Source organism: Pseudomonas lactucae (genome assembly GCF_016937615.1).
Classification (GTDB): Bacteria; Pseudomonadota; Gammaproteobacteria; order Pseudomonadales; family Pseudomonadaceae; genus Aquipseudomonas; species Aquipseudomonas lactucae.
The window spans coordinates 88947-108095 of the sequence record NZ_JAFHKI010000006.1; the positions used below are offsets into that span (position 1 = coordinate 88947).

The 19149-nt window shown below is 55.8% G+C and carries 20 protein-coding genes; 13 read left to right on the forward strand and 7 right to left on the reverse strand.

Annotation, left to right across the window (positions count from 1 at the left end; all coding sequences use genetic code 11):
* Window positions 1–129: 129 nt before the first annotated feature.
* Together JWR98_RS01525 and leuA are read right to left on the reverse strand one after the other, a co-directional pair.
* Window positions 130–870: an AraC family transcriptional regulator gene (locus JWR98_RS01525; protein WP_145336603.1), complete on the reverse strand. Its 741-nt coding sequence runs from the start codon at window positions 868–870 to the stop codon at window positions 130–132.
* A gap of 1 nt (window position 871) precedes the next feature.
* On the reverse strand, window positions 872–2566 hold the full coding sequence (leuA, locus tag JWR98_RS01530; protein ID WP_154974225.1) for a 2-isopropylmalate synthase: 1695 nt from the start codon (window positions 2564–2566) through the stop codon (window positions 872–874).
* 395 nt (window positions 2567–2961) lie between these two features.
* Between leuA and JWR98_RS01535 the strand changes: the two genes are divergently transcribed.
* The 9 genes from JWR98_RS01535 (at window position 2962) to JWR98_RS01570 (ending at window position 9525) form a co-directional block, all read left to right on the forward strand.
* Window positions 2962–3642, forward strand: a complete 681-nt coding sequence (locus JWR98_RS01535) for a GntR family transcriptional regulator (RefSeq protein ID WP_341870846.1) — start codon at window positions 2962–2964, stop codon at window positions 3640–3642.
* Window positions 3643–3680: 38 nt separating this feature from the next.
* Complete coding sequence (locus JWR98_RS01540; RefSeq protein WP_057711101.1) at window positions 3681–4640, forward strand: chlorinating enzyme; 960 nt, start codon at window positions 3681–3683, stop codon at window positions 4638–4640.
* 25 nt (window positions 4641–4665) lie between these two features.
* The gene (locus JWR98_RS01545; RefSeq protein ID WP_154974229.1) at window positions 4666–4935 is read left to right on the forward strand and encodes a phosphopantetheine-binding protein; all 270 of its coding nucleotides are present in this window, start codon (window positions 4666–4668) and stop codon (window positions 4933–4935) included.
* 4 nt (window positions 4936–4939) lie between these two features.
* Window positions 4940–5707 (forward strand): thioesterase II family protein, encoded by a 768-nt coding sequence (locus JWR98_RS01550; protein ID WP_154974231.1) that lies wholly within the window; start codon window positions 4940–4942, stop codon window positions 5705–5707.
* On the forward strand, window positions 5694–6869 hold the full coding sequence (locus JWR98_RS01555; protein ID WP_341870847.1) for an AMP-binding protein: 1176 nt from the start codon (window positions 5694–5696) through the stop codon (window positions 6867–6869). Before JWR98_RS01550 ends, JWR98_RS01555 begins: the two co-directional genes overlap by 14 nt.
* Before the next feature lie 95 nt (window positions 6870–6964).
* Entirely contained in the window at window positions 6965–7288 is a 324-nt protein-coding gene (locus JWR98_RS29200; protein ID WP_341870848.1) for an AMP-binding enzyme, read from the forward strand.
* Window positions 7275–7745, forward strand: coding sequence for a YbaK/EbsC family protein (locus JWR98_RS01560; protein WP_057711097.1), 471 nt, complete (start codon window positions 7275–7277; stop codon window positions 7743–7745). The genes JWR98_RS29200 and JWR98_RS01560 overlap by 14 nt, the downstream gene beginning before the upstream one ends.
* 13 nt (window positions 7746–7758) lie before the next feature.
* On the forward strand, window positions 7759–8889 hold the full coding sequence (locus tag JWR98_RS01565) for an acyl-CoA dehydrogenase family protein (RefSeq protein WP_154974235.1): 1131 nt from the start codon (window positions 7759–7761) through the stop codon (window positions 8887–8889).
* A 21-nt stretch (window positions 8890–8910) separates the two neighbouring features.
* Window positions 8911–9525, forward strand: coding sequence for a LysE family translocator (locus JWR98_RS01570; protein WP_154974236.1), 615 nt, complete (start codon window positions 8911–8913; stop codon window positions 9523–9525).
* Between the two features lie 271 nt (window positions 9526–9796).
* Here JWR98_RS01570 and JWR98_RS29205 read toward each other — a convergent pair whose 3' ends face one another.
* The 5 genes from JWR98_RS29205 to JWR98_RS01590 all read right to left on the reverse strand — a co-directional run bounded on the left by JWR98_RS29205 (window position 9797) and on the right by JWR98_RS01590 (window position 14340).
* Window positions 9797–10066 carry a hypothetical protein gene (locus JWR98_RS29205; RefSeq protein ID WP_057711094.1) on the reverse strand — a complete coding sequence of 90 codons (270 nt, stop codon included), beginning with the start codon at window positions 10064–10066 and terminating at the stop codon, window positions 9797–9799.
* On the reverse strand, window positions 10063–11043 hold the full coding sequence (locus JWR98_RS01575; protein WP_057711093.1) for an integrase domain-containing protein: 981 nt from the start codon (window positions 11041–11043) through the stop codon (window positions 10063–10065). Before JWR98_RS01575 ends, JWR98_RS29205 begins: the two co-directional genes overlap by 4 nt.
* A complete protein-coding gene (locus JWR98_RS01580) occupies window positions 11027–11380 on the reverse strand; it encodes a hypothetical protein (RefSeq protein WP_205489169.1) in 354 nt (117 codons plus the stop codon). The genes JWR98_RS01575 and JWR98_RS01580 overlap by 17 nt, the downstream gene beginning before the upstream one ends.
* A complete protein-coding gene (locus JWR98_RS01585) occupies window positions 11367–12773 on the reverse strand; it encodes a YfjI family protein (protein WP_057711091.1) in 1407 nt (468 codons plus the stop codon). The genes JWR98_RS01580 and JWR98_RS01585 overlap by 14 nt, the downstream gene beginning before the upstream one ends.
* 1030 nt (window positions 12774–13803) lie before the next feature.
* A complete protein-coding gene (locus JWR98_RS01590; protein WP_205489170.1) occupies window positions 13804–14340 on the reverse strand; it encodes a LasR-specific antiactivator QslA in 537 nt (178 codons plus the stop codon).
* Window positions 14341–15424: 1084 nt separating this feature from the next.
* Here JWR98_RS01590 and JWR98_RS01595 point away from each other — a divergent pair.
* From JWR98_RS01595 to JWR98_RS01610, 4 genes are read left to right on the forward strand one after another with little or no spacing between them, the layout of a single operon-like run.
* Window positions 15425–15970, forward strand: a complete 546-nt coding sequence (locus tag JWR98_RS01595) for a hypothetical protein (RefSeq protein ID WP_201020189.1) — start codon at window positions 15425–15427, stop codon at window positions 15968–15970.
* Window positions 15970–17343, forward strand: a complete 1374-nt coding sequence (locus JWR98_RS01600; protein ID WP_169850664.1) for a 7-cyano-7-deazaguanine synthase — start codon at window positions 15970–15972, stop codon at window positions 17341–17343. The genes JWR98_RS01595 and JWR98_RS01600 overlap by 1 nt, the downstream gene beginning before the upstream one ends.
* Complete coding sequence (locus JWR98_RS01605; RefSeq protein ID WP_169850665.1) at window positions 17340–18509, forward strand: XRE family transcriptional regulator; 1170 nt, start codon at window positions 17340–17342, stop codon at window positions 18507–18509. Before JWR98_RS01600 ends, JWR98_RS01605 begins: the two co-directional genes overlap by 4 nt.
* Entirely contained in the window at window positions 18484–19122 is a 639-nt protein-coding gene (locus tag JWR98_RS01610; RefSeq protein WP_205489171.1) for a PIN domain-containing protein, read from the forward strand. Before JWR98_RS01605 ends, JWR98_RS01610 begins: the two co-directional genes overlap by 26 nt.
* Window positions 19123–19149: the final 27 nt, after the last annotated feature.

Below are 19149 nucleotides of genomic sequence, written 5' to 3' on the forward strand. Positions count from 1 at the left end.
TTCGATTTGGACAATGTGCCTGTAGACCGCCTTATCGCAGGCGTCCACGGGCCGGGCACGCGCAAAGACATGGCCCTGCCTGGAGGCGGGGCCATGTACGCTTGGGGGTCGCGCGCTCGCCGGGGCGTATCAGACCAGGCGGCAGTTGCTCGGGGTGTAGCCCATTGTGCGCTTGAACATTGCAGTAAACGCACTTGGGCTCTGGTAGCCGTGCTCCAATGCCACTTCCAGGATCGATACGCCGCAGGCCAGCCGTTGCATGCTGAGTAGCAGCCGAGTGCGCTTGCGCCACTCCCCGTAACTCATGCCCAACTCTTTCTGGAACAGCCGCGCCAGGGTGCGCGAACTCATATTGAGTTGCACCGCCCAACTCTCCAGTTTCGACTCCTGTGACGGGTTGTCGATAAAGTCGGCACACAGCGACTTAAGCCTTGGCTCATCAGGGATCGGCACATGCGCCGGCACCCTCTGCGCAATGTCGAGTTCAGAGAAAATCAGATCGACAATCTGCACATGGCGCAACAGGGCGGGTTCAGTGTCATGTTCATCGGCCGCGGCGATGATCAACTCCCGCAGCAACGGCGAAACCTTGAGAACGTGGCATTCCTCCGTCAACGCCCGGTGTGCGCCCGGCGAGATCAACAGGGTGCGCATGCGCACCTCGCCGGTCATGCGGATTTGGTGCTCCGCCCCCGAAGGGACCCAGAGCGCATGCCCGGAAGGCACCACCCAAGTGGTCCCAACGACCGATACCAGCATCACACCGTTAATGGCATAAACCAGTTGACCTTCTTCATGCCGATGCGAAGCCACTATGTCGCCATGGCCATAGTTACCGGCGAGCGCCGCCAATGCGGTGTGCGCCATCATATCAGGAAGGCACCGCGATGCTCGCCACGCTGAGCAGGCCCAGGCGCGATGCGCGGTTGACGGCACTGGTCACCGCGTTGAGGGAAGCCAGCAAGCTGCTACCGTCGCGGGCGGCACCGAACAGCAACTGGTTGCCCACGCGAATTTCCACATAGGCCAGTGCTTCAGCCTGGGCCCCGTCGCAGGTGGCATGCTCGTGGTAATCAGCGATATCGAAGTGAATGCCGCGCTGGGCAAAGGCATCGACAAGCGCCGCCAGTGGGCCGTTGCCCTCGCCATTCAGGTCGATGTGCTGCGCACCGTGTTCAAGCGCGGCTTCCAGATAGGTCACATCCCCCTCGCTGACCAGTTTTGGCATCCGCAACGCGTAAGGCTTGCCCTGTTCCAGGTAATGCCGGGTAAAGCAGGCAAGGATCATTTCCCCACTGATTTCTTGGCCGGAGCCATCCGCTTCCTGTTGGACCAGGCTGCTGAATTCCATCTGCAAGCGACGCGGCATCACGATGCCATGCTGCTCCAGCAAATACGCCACGCCACCTTTGCCCGACTGACTGTTGACGCGGATCACCGCTTCATAGCTGCGGCCCATATCGGCGGGATCGATTGGCAGGTACGGTACTTCCCATATTCCGTTCGGGTTGGCTTGGCGTGCCGCAAAGCCTTTCTTGATCGCGTCCTGGTGCGAACCGGAGAAAGCCGTGAACACCAACTCACCGGCGTATGGGTGGCGAGGATGGGTCGGCAACTGATTGCAGAACTCCACCTCACGCTGGACATGAATGATGTCCGAAAAATCCAGCCGAGGATCAATGCCACTGGTGTAGAGGTTCATCGCCAGCGTCAGGATATCCACATTACCGGTTCGCTCACCGTTGCCGAACAACGTGCCCTCGACACGCTCAGCGCCTGCCAGGCATGCCTGCTCCGCCGTAGCAACGCCGGTGCCACGATCGTTATGGGGATGGACGCTGATGACCACGCTGTCACGGCGGCTGAAATGCCGACAGAACCATTCAATCTGGTCGGCAAACACATTTGCGGTGGAGACTTCCACCGTTGTCGGCAGGTTCAGGATCATTTTGTTGGACGGGGTCGGCCCGAACGCGTCCGTCACCGCCTCACAGACCTCCAGCGCAAACTCCAGCTCGGTGAAGCAAAAGGTTTCCGGGGAATACTGGAATGTCCATTGCGTACCGGGATTGTTGTCCATGTGGCGCTTGATCTCGCGCGTCGCTTGGGTGGCAATCTCGATACAGCCGGCACGATCCACACCAAAGACAACATCGCGAAACACCGGAGCGGTGGCGTTGTATACATGCACAATCGCCCGTGGAGCCCCCTTCAGCGCCTCGAAGGTGCGCTCGATCAGATGACTGCGCGCCTGCGTCATCACTTGAATCGTGACATCGTCAGGAATCGAGCCGCTGTCGATCAGCTCACGCACATAGTCAAAATCGGTCTGGGAGGCGGCGGGAAAACCCACCTCAATTTCCTTAAAGCCCACCTTGACCAGCAAATCAAAAAAACGGCGTTTGCGCTCGGCATTCATCGGTTCAATCAAGGCTTGGTTACCGTCGCGCATATCAACGCTGCACCAAGTGGGAGCTAGCGCCTGCACGTTGCCGGGCCATTGGCGGTCGGGCAGGTCCACGGTATTAAAATGGCGATATTTGCTGGACGGATCCTTGAGCATCATGACGGTTTCTCCTTTTTTCGACAGTTACGACAGTGGGCAGCCGAAGCGGCCGTTCACCCTCGCTCGCTAGAACAAACACTAAACGAAACACACGAAAACCAATTGCTAATCCTCCCAAAAAAACCATAAAAACAAGCATAAAATGTCATTAATTATAATTTTGTTGGCGATTTACATCGCCAAGGAAAAATTAACTGCAACCCAAGCACACCAACAAATACCCGCCAAAAAGGGTCGACCAACCCTCTCTCACCTCTGGTAAGAACGCTCGCTCGGGCGCCGAAGGCGTTCCAACGCCGTGCTAACGACCCGCTTCAGCGCTACTTGACAGAGCTGGATTGTAAAATTATATATTGGATCCAGGATCCATAAACAAGCCTGTCAGCGAGACAAAATTGAAAGCCACCGTAGACCTTAAAGCAGCTTTTCCTGAGATAGATGCTCAATCTCCGTTATCACGAAACTTGGTGGAAAAGACATTGAGGGATGGGATTTTGAACGGAACCCTTGCAGGCGGAACGGCCTTGCGACAGGAAGAGCTAGCGAGCTTGTTCGGTGTCAGCAGAATGCCAGTCCGAGAAGCGTTGTTGAAACTTGAAGCCCAGGGATTAGTACGCAACACCCCCAACAAGGGAGCCGTCGTGTTGCAGATGAACGTCAGCGATGCGGTGGAGACATACTGCCTGCGACTGCTACTCGAGCCAGAGGCGCTGCGTCAGTCAATTCCAAACCTGCGTGACGAAGATTTCGCGAAAGCCCGCAAATACGTCGCCGCTATGGAAAACGAAACCGATCTGGCCAACCTTGGGCGCCTCAACGGGTTGTTTCATATGTCGCTCTATGGACGTTCGACGAACCGGAAGCTGCTCAACCTGATCAACGTTGAGTTGCAAGAAGAAGAGCGCTTTTTGCGCTTCCATCTGGCGGCCATGGGACTGGAAGAAATGGCCCAGGATGACCACAAAAAATTGATATCGCTTGCCGAGGCCAGAGCCCCCGAAGAGGCGGCTGCTGTTTACGCCAGCACCTGCAAAAGGCTTGCGACACATTCAAAAATTATCTGGAAAAACAGATGACCCGTTAGAACACGATCCACAAACCCGCGAGGTGTCAAATGGAAGAACAGGTACGTTCCACTGAACTGGATTTTAGTCTCAGCCAAAGTGAATTGGAGAAGTTCCACCGCGACGGTTACATAGGGCCTTTCGACCTTTATCAAAAGGACGAAATGGAGCGTAGCTTACAAGCCCTGCGCCCCAAACTGCTCAACACCAAGAAAGCGATCTACAGCCAGGACAAGGCGGTATCCGGGATAACCAATCTGTCCAACTATGACCGGCACCTGGATGTCGACTTCCTCGCAGCGCACATTACTCGTCCGGAAATCGTCGATCGGGTGTCGAGCATCCTTGGCCGTGACACGCTTTGCTGGCGCTCCGAGTTCTTTCCCAAATACCCCGGCGACGAAGGCACCGACTGGCACCAAGCCGACAATTTCTCTAACGTTGCCGGCTCCAAGCATCCTCAAATAGTCTGGCCAGAAGACGCGCAGTTCGGCGGCACCATCACGGTCTGGGCCGCATTCACCGAGGCCACCATTGAAAATGGTTGTCTGCAGTTCATTCCCGGTACTCACCGGACCATGAACTACGACGAATCGAAGACCATGGATTACCAATCCGACGCCATCAATAAAATGGAAAAAGACGGCGTCCGTCGGGGCTTCTTCGGTTATGACTATCGACAACTGCAGAAAGACCCGAACTGGAAGCCCGACGAGTCCCAGGCCAAATCCATGGTCATGCGCCAAGGCCAGTTCATCATTTTCTGGTCGACCCTTATGCATGCCTCGCACCCGCACAACGGCCTGACCGACCAGATGCGCCTGGGCTTCGCCGCCCGTTATCTGCCGACCTCAGTGCAAGTCTATCCGTACTCGAACACTCTCGAGGAATTCGGCGGCCAGGCCAGCCTGGACAAGTTCGGTTGCGTATTGGTGTCCGGGGATAATCGTTTCCCTCACAACCGTTTTGTCGATCGCACCTGCAACGGCTTCCAATTCCCTCGGCGCTGAGCCAGATAAAGAAGGAGAACAGAGCATGAGCAACGTAGGAGAAATCGGCAAAATCGAGTTCTGGCTGATTAATACCTGCCGCGAATTGGGGCTAGGTGTGGAAAATGCCAGCAGCGACTTCTTCGCCGCAGGAGGCACGTCACTCAGCGCCATCCGTCTGATTGCGAAGGCTGAGGAGCATTTTGGCGAGGACAGTTTGCCCCCCGAGGATCTCTTCGCACAGAGCCTTGTAAGTGACATTGCTACCTGCATTCAACGTAACGCAAAACACTTTAACTCCCTGACGGAGATCTGAGGATATGTCCGGGCAAGCATACGATGAGCGCTGGCTTCTGGTGCCCCGCCCCCGGATTCGTCCGCGCTTGCGTCTGATCTGCTTCCCTTATGCGGGAGGTAACCCCGATCTATTTCGCAGTTGGGTGAATGATTTGGACGCAGACGTGGAACTGCTCGCCGTACGCCTGCCCGGCCGAGGTTCCAGAATCAAGGAAACGCCGTATGAGGAATGGTCGCCACTGATCGAGGACTGCCTCGAGGTGCTGGCACCCTATCTTAATGCACCCCATGCGCTCTATGGGCACAGCTTCGGCGGACGCCTGGCCTACGAACTGGCTCAGAAAATCCGCTATCGCCATCCCGGCCAGACCCACCGTTTGTTCGTCAGCGGCTGCCGCAGCCCGGCCAGCCGACAAGCGCAGCCTTATCTGCATCAACTCTGCGCCGAGGATTTCCATCAAGCCCTACACACCATGGGCGGGACGCCGCTGGCGGTACTACAGAGCGAGATTCTGATGCGCCTTATGCTCCCAGCACTGCGCAGCGACATGCGGCTCTCGGAAATTTGGGAGGACTGGCATGAGCAACCGTTGGAGATTCCCATACACGCCTATTTCGGCCGCCACGACCCGATCGACCGACAAGCCAGCATGGCAGGTTGGTCCATGCATACCTCGAAAGAATTTGAGCTGATCGAGATCGATGGCGATCACTTTTTCCTCGACAGCCATCGCCATCAACTGCTGCACAGCTTGACCACTCGAATGAGGAATCAGCATGCAAACGCTTGAGCTAACCCCTTCAGCCTTGGCGCTGCACAAACAAGTCAACCAAACCCACGTACCTTATCCGGACCACCTTTCGGTCGGCGAGTTGTTCTCCCGCACCGTAGCGCGCCACCCGAACGCCATTGCCATATGGCATCAGGATCATGAGTGTAGCTATCAACAGTTGAACATCCACGCCAACCACTTGGCGTGGTACCTGCTCGCCAAGGGCGTGCAACCTGGCGATGTAATAGCCGTCAGCCTACCGCGCAGCACCGAACTGATCGTGGCGCTCCTGGCGATCCTGAAGGCTGGAGCGAGCTACCTGCCCATCGATGCGGGTTGGCCGGAGCAACGTATTCATGAAGTGCTAGGCCAAGCATGCTGCGACTACCTGATGGGAAGCGAAAACACCAGACACGACACCCGCTTTTCCCGCTACCACGTGTTGGCACCCAGTGCTGTTGCAGAAGCGACTGAGGATCGAGGCGACCCGCCGCTCACAATCGAAGCCGACGCCATCGCCTACATCAACTTTACCTCCGGCTCCACAGGCAAGCCCAAAGGCGTGCCTGTCCCACACCGGGGCATTACCCGCCTGGTATACAACGCCCGCTACGCCTGCCTGGACGAGAACAGCAGGTTGCTGCAAATGGCGCCTGCGACCTTCGACGCGGCTACCTTCGAAATCTGGGGTGCCCTGCTGCTAGGCGGCACCTGTGTGCTTTACCCGGACGTGTACATTCGCGCTTTGCGGCTACAGCACATCCTGCAGACGCAAAAGATCAGCGTGCTGTTTCTGACCACAGCCCTATTCAATACCCTGATCGACGAAATGCCACAGGCGTTGGACAGTGTCGGTACCGTCCTCACCGGCGGAGAAGCACACTCTCTGCGGCATATGGCCAAAGCCCTGGAGCGATACGGGCCGGGACGGATCGTCAGCGTCTATGGCCCGACAGAGAGCACAACATTCGCGACGTACTATCCGCTCTGCGAGCTGCGCAACGAGGATACCGCCCTCCCCATCGGCTTCCCGATCCAGAACACCCGCGTCTACCTGATTGACCAGGATCGCCTCTGCGAACAGGGTCAAAGCGGCGAGGTTTGTCTCGCCGACCCGGCCTTTCGCCAGGCTACCTCGGACTGCCAGACGTCAACCGCGAGCGCTTCTTTGAATGCCTGATCGGCGAACGCCAGGAACGGCTCTATCGCACCGGGGACCGAGGCTACTTCCGCGGAGACGGTGCCATAGTGTTTCAAGGACGTACTGATGACCAGGTGAAGATCAACGGCTTTCGAATCGAACTGGGGGAAATTGCCTACCATCTCAACCGCCATCCGCAGGTGCGGCAAAGCGTCATTACCGTTACTGAATCACCGCAGGGCGAGAAGTCGCTGGTCGCCTTCGTGATCGCCGTCGACCCCTCATGTTGCCCGGAGCAACTGCGTCTTAGCCTGGCTACGCAGCTGCCGGCCTACATGGTTCCACGCCACATCCAACTCTGCGAAATCCTACCGCTGTCCGCCACCGGCAAGATCGATCATCGGCGACTGCTATCTACGCTTCATCCATTGGGAGAACCCGCTTATGACAATCAGTAAACGCGCTCAGCAATTCCAGGACACCCTTCACGAGCGCGGCCTCGACCTGACCGTTCAGGAGTTGCCGGACTCGACCCGCACTGCCGACGATGCCGCCCAAGCGCTGGGATGCGAAAAGGCCCAAATCGTCAAGTCGCTGATTTTTCGCACCCGCGACAATATCCCGGTGCTGGTACTGGCAAGCGGGCCGAACCGAGTGAACGAAAAGACCATTTCGCGGCTGGTCGGCGACAAGATTTTCAAGGCAGATGCTGACTTCGTCAAAGAGGTGACCGGCTTCACCATCGGTGGCGTTCCGCCTCTCGGACATAAGCAAGAGCTGAAGCTGTTCGTCGATGAAGACCTGCTGACGTTCGACGAAATTTGGGCCGCAGCCGGTACCCCTAACGCCGTATTCAGAATTCCTGGCTGTCTGACAGACATCATCTCGGCACACCAAGTGATCTCGGTGAAATAAAAGCGAACCGACTATGCCCAGCCCCTATCTGAGCGACAGCCATCGCAACTTCGCCCTACAGGTGCGCCAGATCCTGCAGAGCCAGCTTCTGCCAATAGCAGACGCTGCCGAAGAACGTGGACATCTGTGCGAAAACGCCTGGCAGACCCTGGCCGAGCACGGCCTGCTAGGTTTGCCACAGCGTGGCGAAGGCTTTCTGGAAAGCGCTGTGTTCCTTGAAGAGCTGGGCGCGCTGGGGTACGCCGGTATCCGTGCGTCGGTTGGGGTGCATGCCTACATGGCCAGCGCCTACCTGGAGTTGTTCGGTAGCGAAGAACAAATCCAGCGCTACCTTCCTGGCATTCGCCAAGGACGGATCATTACCGCCTTGGCTATCAGCGAAGAACACGCCGGAAGCGATCTCAGCCAGATACAATGCAGAGCGCTACCCTCGGCTAACGGTTTTATCGTTGAGGGCAGCAAACGCTATATCGCTAATGGTTCCCGCGCCTCCTTGATCGTGACCCTGGTGCGCAGCGGCGAAGGCCAGCACGCACTGGGCAGCAGCAGTCTGTTGCTGATCGATGGCGACAGCCCGGGGCTGGTGCGCACGCCGCACCCCATGCTTGGCTGGTGCAGCGCCGACGTCTGCGATCTCGACTTCACCCATCTGGTGGTGCCGGCCTGCAATGTGCTCGGCAAATCCGGCAAGGGCCTGCTCTACCTGATGCAGGGCCTGGATTTCGAACGCCTGGTCGCAGGTCTTCTAGCCCTCGGTGGGGCCCACCACAGCATCCGTGTACTCGACGGGTGCGTGCGTCGACATCAACTCCAGGGCAGGCCACTCAGCGACAAACAAAGTGTCCGGCACCGTCTGGCAGACCTCGTAGGCGAACAACAAATCCTACGGAACTACGCCTATCAGGTGGCATGGCAGCACAGCAAAGGCCAACTCGACACGCGCTCCGCCTGCATCCTCAAACTGCGCGCCACCGAACTCGCTCTCAGCGCCGCGCAGGCTTGCGCGCAACTGCATGGTGCGCAGGGCTATCAACTTAACTCCGAGGTGGCACGCGTATATCGAGATGCCATGGCCGGCACTATAGCCGCCGGTGCGAGTGAACTGATGCGCGACATGATCTTCGACAGTACGCCAGCAAGTTGAATATCCAAAGAGGCAATCACCATGGACATGGTCAATTTTCTCGGACTTTCACTGCTGCCAATTTTATCGCCCGGCCCCTCGACGATCCTCGTGGTACGTAACAGTCTGCGTTACAGCTGGATGTTTGCCGTACGACGCCTGCTTGCCGACCTCGGCGGTACATTGATCACCGCCACTCTTCTGCTTTATGGCCTGGGCGCAGTGATTGCGGCTTCAAACCTGCTCGTCGTAGGCATCCAGTTAGCAGGTGCCTGCTACGTTCTCATCATCGGCATAAGGATTTTGAGGCATGCATATTGGCCAAGCCCCTATAGCCTTGACACGGCAAACCGTTTCCACGGTTCTTGGCTAGAGGCTTTTTTTGCGGGATTGCTCAATCCCAAGACCTTGGTATTTTTCTCCCTTCTGTTTCCCTTGCTACTCGGGGAAAACAGGTCCCATTTGACGATCGCATTACTATATTCACTAAGCTATAGCCTGCTCAAAGGACTGGTTTTAGCGGTTGCCTCTGGAGTTTTCCTGCTCGCTAAAAACCGGTTGCGCCCACACTTACGCCCAGCCAATGGGACTCTTGGTGCCATATTGGTCGCTGCGAGCTCAATCTTTCTGGTGAAAATATCGATCAACCTGTGGTGAATAACTGCCCTTAGAAATCACCTACCCTATTCTGATGATAAGGACGATGTTCCCCTATTTAAAAATATGCCCCCTCTTGGTCAGTCACGGCATCCGCTCCATGGCTAACACCATCCTGAACGAGCGTGGGTAGCGTCCGGAGCTAATCGAAGTCGCGCGGCGCATGTTGATAGAGATGAAGTCCGAAGTGCCATACCGGGCTAATTACAGCGACCCCGACACCCAGTGAATACTGCGCACTCCATCCTCACGGGCTCACGCTTAAGGTCTATCAGACAACCGCGATTTTTGCCTTTCTACGGCGGATCAACCCTGCTGTTAACTCGTAGTAGTAGATGGTAGCTGGAGCTGAGCATCGCAAATAGTGCTCCAGAAACCATCTCACGTGCTTTTCTCTCCAGGACCAGGGAGTCGCGCACCCCCAGCGTTCACGAATCATCTCGTGCATCCTTTCTGCTTGCCTGATGTGCCGCTGCTGCGTGGCATGTGCACCTTTGAGCACTGGACTCAGAAACAACGCTATGTCGAACTCAAACGTCATCGCCGACCTCCGATGTAGGCACTCACCACATCGATGCGGTTATGCCCCAACTCGTGGCTGATCTGCTGTCGCGCCCGCAGATCAAGCTCTCGATCTTCACGATGAACACGAACGCCATTTAGAGGTGCAGGAAAGCCGGTCATCTGCTCATAGCGCTCACAGGCGTAAGCCGCCCGCAGCTCATGAAAGCCTTTCAATCCATGCTCATGCAAGATGTCCCGTGCCGGTCGCACAACTGCCCGCATAAAGTCTTTGTAGCTTTCGTCGGGCGCCAACAAATTCCGGCTGCCATTGGGTGAGGTCGCGCGGGCCCAATCCAGGGCATCGCGAACTTGATCCGTTACCGTAATCCAGCGCGGTGCAGATGCCCCTGACCGACCACCTTTGGTGCCATCCTGAATGTTGATCTTGCCCAATCGTTCTGCCTCTCGTTGCAGCCGAGGTAGGTCCGCCAAGATCGCTTCACGCAGGCGCATACCAGTATCCCGGGCGAGGACCACAATGGCACTCACCCTATCCTGCTGACGATCTAACAGCGCCCGCGCGATCAACTCGACCTGCGCACGGTCTTGGCCTTGCGGAGCCTCACTACGCACGCTTGAGCGCTGCAAGCCAAGCGCCTTACTCGGGCTCGGGATTTTGACGTACTGATCACCGCGCAGCGCGGCCATCGTTCGGTTCACACTGGACAGGCGGTTCTGCGCGGTGGCAATGCCGATGTTGCCCTGATCAACCTGCTCCCTCACATAAGTGGCGTACCGCATGAGGATGTCACGGTCGATCTGTCGCGCGTCATTCAGCCTCGGCCCTTCCTCGGATCGACACCAATTCACGAATGCCTGCCAGCGATCACTATGGGCTTTGACGGTAGCAAAATGACCGTCGCCAAACAGGTCTTTTAGTGCTTGCGGTCCAGCATAGCTAAGCTGGCGACCGAAGCCGAAATTGCGCCCCGCTCGCTTACCGACCCGAGCCATTTTCCTGCTCCTGATCGACTGCCGCGAGATCATGCAAAAGGGCTCGCCAGTTCGCACTCACGATGGCGAACTGAGCCCAATCAGTCGGGCGAAAACACAGCGTGTTGTCGGTGACGTAGAGATGCGCGCCCTCCTCTTTCAACAACTGAATGATGGCTGTCGTCGAGGTGACAGTTTTGCGGGTGGTGGCGACAGCGGCGACAGTGGCGACACCCCTTGCCCTGCCTGGCTTTGAGCGTGGCGACAAAGTGGCGACAGTAGCGGCGACAAATCGCGCTTTCGGCTCCTTTTGGCGCTGAGCCAGATGGTTGCGCAGCGCTTCATCAAGATTGAACATGGCGCACCTCGAAGGTGTGGCCGTCGGTAATGAGCCACTGATGATCAATCAACTCGACCAACAGTTTGGCGGTATGACGACTGCTCTTACGGGCAAAACGGGGACCGTTGCGGTTCAGCTCCCGAATACTGAAACGCTTCCAATCTTTGACCTGTAGCCATCGCAGCAGCCGGTCTGCCTCCTCTTTTACTCGACACACTGGCTCCTGCTCAGTCAGGCGCTGGATCTCGGTGAGGTAGTAGCCGACTAGAGCGGAGGCCCGTTGGATATGGTCGACCTCCACGACGCTGCTCTCCTCCACAACTGCAAGAATGCCGGCGACGCGCAGCAGGTTATCGGCGGCCTTTGATCCGCTGGGCCGTACGCTGGCCAGCTCGCCAAACTCCCCCAGCTGAGCTTCGATAGCATCATGCAAATCAATCCAGCGACGACGCGCCAGCGGACTGAGGCTCAGCTTTGACAGCTGCAAGGCTCCGTCAGCGGAAAGTGACCAAGGCTGATAAAACAGAGCCGAAAGGCGATGATGATAGCGCTTGAGGGCAGCGTCTTTGGACAAGTCGACAGCCTGGTAGCTACGTTGCCCGGCTAGACTGGTGGGCCAGGTCATCAAGCAGCGCCCTAGAATGCCTTGCCCCTGCAGCAACGGATCACAGAGTAACTGCATGGCCAAATACGGTTGCAGCATCAGGTGCAGGCTCAAGCGTCGGTCATAGGCTCGCAAGCTTTCACCAACCATGGAACGCGCGCGATCTATCGGGCTGCCATCCCAGAGTGACGACAAGGTCGTGACCGCTTTCAAACGGTTATCCCGACTCATGGTGCTGCTGCCGAGGAATTGTCCACCCTCATCACAGAACAGACCCATGCTAGGCAGGTCATGACAGAGCCCCTTGATCAGGGCCTCGATAGTCGGGTCGGTGGTGATCAGTCTAGGGGCTGAGGGCTCCGCTTCGAGCGACATTCCGTTTGCGGGCTCAGGATCGCCAGGCTTGATACGCTCCGCCTGTCGCTGTGCGGCACGGTACCGGGCAAGTTGTTCGCTATAGCGCTGCCACTGTTCACGCTCCCATTGCCGTGCCGGCAGCAATGCACATCGGTCTGCGGCGGTCTTGCGATCACCTGACGCGGCCACCGTGATCAGGTACAGCGACAGGGGATAATTTCTCCCGTCGAGCTGTAAGCCCGCATGACCTTGAGTGGCCAGCGCCGAGGCAGCCAACACTGATTGCGCGGCCAGTGCCTGGGGCACGCCGATGACGTCGGCCATGCGCTGCACCGCAGGTCCAAGAATCCCACCCAATGCCTGGACTGGATAAGGCTCGGCCACGGGATTCGACTCGATCAGCGGTCGAGGTGGCCGTGGGAGTTCAAGCTTTGGATCTAACTGCTGCATGGGCACTCTCCTCGTTCATTACTGGTTGTCCTCACGTAGTCCCGCCACGGCTGTTGAGTGTTATCAGGGATCAAGGCCCCTGCGGCCTGTGAGGTGTTCACTGACGCGGAACGACGGCTCCTTACGACCGGGAGCAAGGGCATAACCCCATGAATCTGGCCTCCTTAGACGCATCCGAAGATACGGGCGGGTGGAGGCTGTGCCGACTGACGAGTTCGGCACCTGGAGATCCTGGGTGGGAGAAGGCAACAACATCGACGCCTGGGGCATGCCTGACTGTCAGTCAGGTGCAGCTTTTCCATAGGCTGCGGCACCGGTGCCTGTGTCGTTGCGGATGGCGACGAATCGGATTTGTCAGGCCGATTGTCACGAGGAGAGTTGCGGCAATGCCTTGTACGACGTGGCTTGCAGCAGTGGTACGAGCGCCCGTCTCTTTCCAGAAGAAAGAGACGGGCGCAGTCTGGCGCAGCGAGGAAGGTCCATCGTCTGCCGCAGTGGGCAGATCAGTCGAGTAGGCATCCATCACTCTTGTGGAGTGACCGTGCGAGCCGCCGGACGCTAATCGCACTTCGGGAGAACCACCACACAAGTGGCGTAGCCTTAAAGGTTCTGGCTACCTGGGCAGGTGCTGTCAACGACAGCGATCCGTGCGCCAATTTTTATACTCACTCGAAAAAGCGGTCAAGCGTCACTGCCGAAGTGCTCAGAAAGTGGCGACTGTCGCCAGTATTGTCGCCATGCTCCAGGCCACGTTCTACGTGGGTTGTCGCCAGCGTCGCCGCTGTCGCCACTCCTACATCCATGCCCAACGAAAAGATCCGCACATACACTGAAATGGCGCTGCGCTTGATAAAGGTTGCAGGGAATTACTGACGTGGGAAAGCAAGTGTGGCGTTCGTCAAATTGAAAATGGGAGGGTGGAACGCCGCAGCTTCGAGAAAAGCGAGTGAACCCTCCGATCGGCGCGATCAAAGATCGCTTGATCGGAGGGTTTGGCGGGAAAAGCAAATCTCAAACGTCAATTACAGACTCAGGCATCAAAGCGGGTTGATTGAGAAGTGACGGCCTCACGTCGCATGATCAGTGTCTGCTGCAACCGCAGCAGAAAACCTGCTTCAAATGCTTCTTGGGGATCACCTGGACGATGATGCTTTCGATTTTGCGCCAGTGCCCACCACAGCGGCAATGATGAACCATCGAGCCAGGTCTCAGCGCACCGAACGCCGTCCTCAATCATCGGGCGGAATTCATTGCCCCATGGTGTTCGAAGACCAGGACAGCCTTCAGCTGAAGGGACAGAGACGTACTCACCAACCTGTTGATGAACGCGCTGAGCTGGGATACCGGACAAACATCGAAACGCCTTGTCGAACAACACAGCCGCGCCGTCCAACAGCTCTACCGCCAGCTCAACATCCTGTGGAAAATGAAGCAGGACGCTCTGTGCTCCATTAAGCCGAAGTATTGCAGCCTGCCGTAGTTTAATCGCTGCATCTTCAGGGGTAAGCGATGAAGTATCGATGCTGTTAGGTTTGGGGAGGCCAATGAGAAGCGAAAGATCAAACATCGCGGAATCCTCCGAGATGGTTTGCAGCTTGAATCATTTGACCGGGGTGGCGCACGAGCTTAAAAGGGGGACAGGTCATTTTCCTTATCTCCTCGGACAGTTAAGGAGCCGTCCACCCAGCCGTTCTGACACGAAATGGGTGGCGGACCGTACGGGGGTCAGAAACCGGCGTCCGAGGGAACCGGCCAGGCCGAAGCCTGCCCCGCACGGACCGCCATAGAAAAGCAGCAGCTAAGCCTATGTAAGCACCTAATAACTGGCTATGGCGCTATGCGCCTCGAACAATTCAGGTTCTGACACCCGTCCACGGGATTGACCGTGGCGGGACAAAGCGTAAATGTGAAGCAGTGATAAAACAAGCATGCAGTATCAATAAGCTATACATCGAATGAAGCTGCCAGCCAGATGATGACGCTCCACGTTGACTGGTGGCCCTGCACCGCTTCAGGTCTGACCTAGCGACGAATAATGCAGAGTCCGACCACGCTGATAGAATCTGCATGGTTGTACATAACGCCCTTCTGAGAAATGTTATGAATACAGAATTGACGGAAGAAGAGATGCGCCGGGCGCTATTCGGTGACTCTCAGCCCCCTGCGCCAGCATTTAACACACACGGAAGTGCTCACAAAACGCGTGCATCATCATTTTCGAGTTATGGGCCTCGGTGAGCTCTACGCTGCATAAGCTGCCAGTGAAATGGCAGATATCTCTTATTCGCTTGAGGAGGTCGGAGCTAGCTCAGGCCCCGATGGGGTTCGCCAGCATCTTGATGGTCAATTTCGTTCGCGATACGCCCGTGACACCAACTCTTGGAAAACTTCCCTGTACGAAGGGCTCAGAGACTCAGACTGGTTTTGCATTGAAGGCTACCGACTCATCCGTACCCCCCGCGCATAAATGGCATGTCCTATGCGCTGACGAAAATCAGCTTCTACTCTATTGAGAAACCGAAATCATCGGGCACATCCTTGTTTCCAATTGCGCCTTTGACATTGTCAGATTTTTAGTACTAATATCTGACAATGTCAAAACCGGTATTCACTGGGGGCTGGACGAAATGAGCGATGGGCCACATAGAAGCTTGAAGCTGCGAAAGCCATGGAAAGAACTGGCAAAGCGTGCGGACAAAGACACCTACGATGCCTCCCAGATAGCTGAGGCTACGAAGCATGCAGTTGCCAGTGACTTCAAAATGGAGGTCTCGTGGCTCCTGATGGAAGCCCTGAAAGCAGTGTTTACCGGTTGTGATAACTCTCTGGAAATTCGAGAAATCGCGCTTACGCAACTTGAAGATGCGAAAGCATTTGCAGCAGCCTCCGTTTTTGGAACGAATCTTGTGGAATGGAGCATCGCCCTTATCCATGAAGGGAAATTTGGAATTGAAGCATTCCATGAGGCAGTAGGCCTCGCCGCCAAAGACCGCTGCCACGCGAACATACGGTCGATTGAAGAACACTACCTTCGCGACTCAAACGAGCGAAGAGCAGAGCACGTGAGTAAGAGACTACAGAATGCCATTTCTACTCTATCGAGCACCCAGCTCGGTCTGGATCTTGTGGGCCCAGAGCCCGTACGAATCGCTCCACCGAGGAAGATGGAAGGTCTTGATGACGGGGTATCGTTGTGATGAACACCTTCCCGCCTAAGGAAATAGCTGTAGATATACTTGAACCTGGCGCCCGCAAAAGAAACGGCGTAATCCCGTGTTACATCGAGAAGAACATCGAGTTCGACCTCGAGGCTCTCGCATCCTTCTCATCCCATGACAAATGGGAGCCCGTAACGTATGACGCACTACTCATATCAGCTGCAGTTGAGTTCTGTGATCGCTACCTTGTCCGCAGTTCCATGAATTGGGGCCGTCGATTCATCGTTCACGCTCCAGTACACGACGTTGAGCGGTGGTCGAGTAACAAGGTAAACCGAGCGCTCGTCAACGCACTGAACCTTTTGACCGGAGACGACTGGCATTTCAATTTTGGACCTCGAAAACAAGCTGCACAGAGACCGCCGCAAGGCCAAATAGCTTTTCCTTCCGATGCAGAGGCTGTCATTGCCTTCAGTGATGGAATGGACTCACGTGCGGTCTCTGAGCTTGAGAGCAAGCGCCTAGGTAAACGCCTGATTCGTCTTCGAATAGGGAGCAAACAACACGACATTTCAAAAAAGGAACGCCAAAGGATTCCATTCACGGCCATCCCATATTCAGTCAAGCTTGATGATGCAAGAAGCGCTGAGAGAAGTGCACGCAGCCGCGGATTCAAATTCAGTATCATATCGGCAGTTGCGGCGTATCTAATTGATGCTCCAATGGCCATCATCCCCGAAAGCGGACAAGGTGCACTTGCACCTGTGCTCCTTCCTGTTGCACATGGGTATGAGGACTATCGAAATCACCCCGTCTTCACCAAGCTGATGGAGCGCTTTATCGAAGCACTTCTTGGTTACCGATTCCAGTACACCTTTCCCAGGCTTTGGATGACGAAAGGCGAGACCCTGCGCGAGTTTGTGGAAACCTGTGGCCCTAACGTGAATTGGATAACGACCAGGTCGTGCTGGCAGCAATCCCGGCAGGTAGCCGTTTCAGGCGCAAGAAGACAGTGCGGCATATGCGCCGCGTGTATGCTTCGCCGCCTTAGCGTTCACGCTGCAGGATTGGAAGAGCCACCAACGAATTATGTGTGGGAATCCCTAGATAGTCCGACCTGGAAGTCAGGCGCAGCAAAAGAATTCACCAGCTTTACCGAAGCCTTGCAACAATACGCTATCGCAGGGGTACTTCATTTCGAGCACCTTTCTTCGATTCGGGAATCTTCGCAGTACGAACTGATCAAACGCCGCAGAACGAGCGAACTGGCTCGAGCTCTGGCCGAGTCGCCACATGCCGTGGCGCAGAACCTTGACAGGCTCTTGCAGCAACATGCCAAGGAATGGTCAGCGTTCACGAGCGATATGAGATCAGAGTCGTTCGTGAGGAAGTGGATAGATGGCGCATCATGACCAAACCAAACTATGAACTGAACCCAGGTGAACTGGGTGAACGACTAAAGGTCGCGCGCGAAACCGCGGCCATGACCCAAGACGCAGCGGCCAAAGCAGTTGGCTTTGCTCGAACCACTCTTGTGGCTATTGAAAAAGGACAGCGCTCTGCAAAGCTTGACGAGATCCAGATGCTTAGCCGCTGTTATGGAGTATCTGCTAACTCTTTGCTACGCCGAGAAGCGGTCCATGTGGACCTTGTTCCTCGCTTCCGCTCACTCCCAGACACTGGTGATGCAGGCATCGACCAAGCTGCTCGGATGTTGAATGATCTCGTCAGGGCGGAAGTAGAACTTGAAAACATTTTAGGTGTTCGGAAAACCTCGAATTATCCGACCGAAAAAAGCATCTTACCAGGCGATGTACGCAAACAAGCAGAGCACGATGCTCATAGCCTCCGAAGCTGGCTAGGGCTCGGCGAGAGCCCCATCCAAGATCTGTTTTCACTCATAGAGATGCAACTTGGAATTCGTGTCTATAGCCGGAGACTTGAATCGAAAGTGTCTGGGCTATTTGCCTATGACGACGCCGTTGGCGCCTGTATGCTAATAAATGCAGTACATCGGAAGGATCGTCAAACCCAGACTGGCGCCCACGAGCTCGGGCACTTTATAGCGACGCGACGTCAGCCCGAGATCTATCAAGCCGAAAAGCATGAGAACTCGCGTGAAGAACGTTACGCGAATGCTTTCGGTAGTGCTTTTCTGACGCCTGCCCGCACTGTCATGGAAAAGTTCAAGGAAGTGACCATTGGATCAACCCACCTCACTCGTCGGCACATCATCCTGCTCGCTAGTTTCTTTGGCATTTCACGCCAGGCAATGGTGATGAGGCTTGAAGAATTAGATCTGACGAAAAAGGGAACGTGGGATTGGTTCATGGATAATGGCGGTATAACCGACGACCAAGCCCAGCAGGTACTAGGCACGATAGCTCAAGATTCCACGCCTATGGAAGGCGCGCAATCAACTAGGCTTTTTTTGTTAGCTATCGATGCCTGGAAAAAGGATCTAATCAGCGAAGGGCAAATGTCGGATTTGCTTAAGCTAGATAGGGCGAAAGTACGCGAGTTGCTTGATGAGGCAGAAGAGGATGAGGTTGATGACCTTTTCAAGCTGTCTCACTGATCGAGATAGCATTCTCGTTCTCGACGCCAGTGTCATCATAAACTTGCTGGCGACCGGCTATGCAAGCGCAATCCTGCAAGCAGTTCCGACTCCTATTGTTGTCACTGACAATGTAATACGGGAGATTGAGCTAGGAACGGTAAACAGCCGGCCTGAGCCGAAACAGCTTTTGGAGCTAATCCATAATCAAATTTTAAAGACAGAAGAGCTTTCTGGCATTGCATTAGAGCACTTCTTCGACTTGGTATCCGGATCCACAGCGGCCTCGCTCGGAGACGGAGAAGCCGCGACACTCGCGCTTGCACATAGCAACGGGTTTACCGCAGTCATTGATGAAAAAAAAGCGACTCAAATTTCCTCCCAACGTTTTGAAACACTGCGACTCATTACAACAGTCGATATTCTTGCTTACGAGCCCGTGCGTATTTCAATCGGAGATAAAGCCTTAGCCGTTGCAACGCTTCAAGCGCTGAAACACGCCAGAATGCAAGTCCGAGACAGCCAATTCGACTGGATTGAAAAGGTGATCGGACGCGAAAACGTAGGTTTATGCCCAAGCCTTAGGAGGCTTGCAAAGCTTAAGCTGGCCGGGCGTCGCAGTGTTAGCCAGTAATGCTGGGCCGACCTATACAGCTAATTT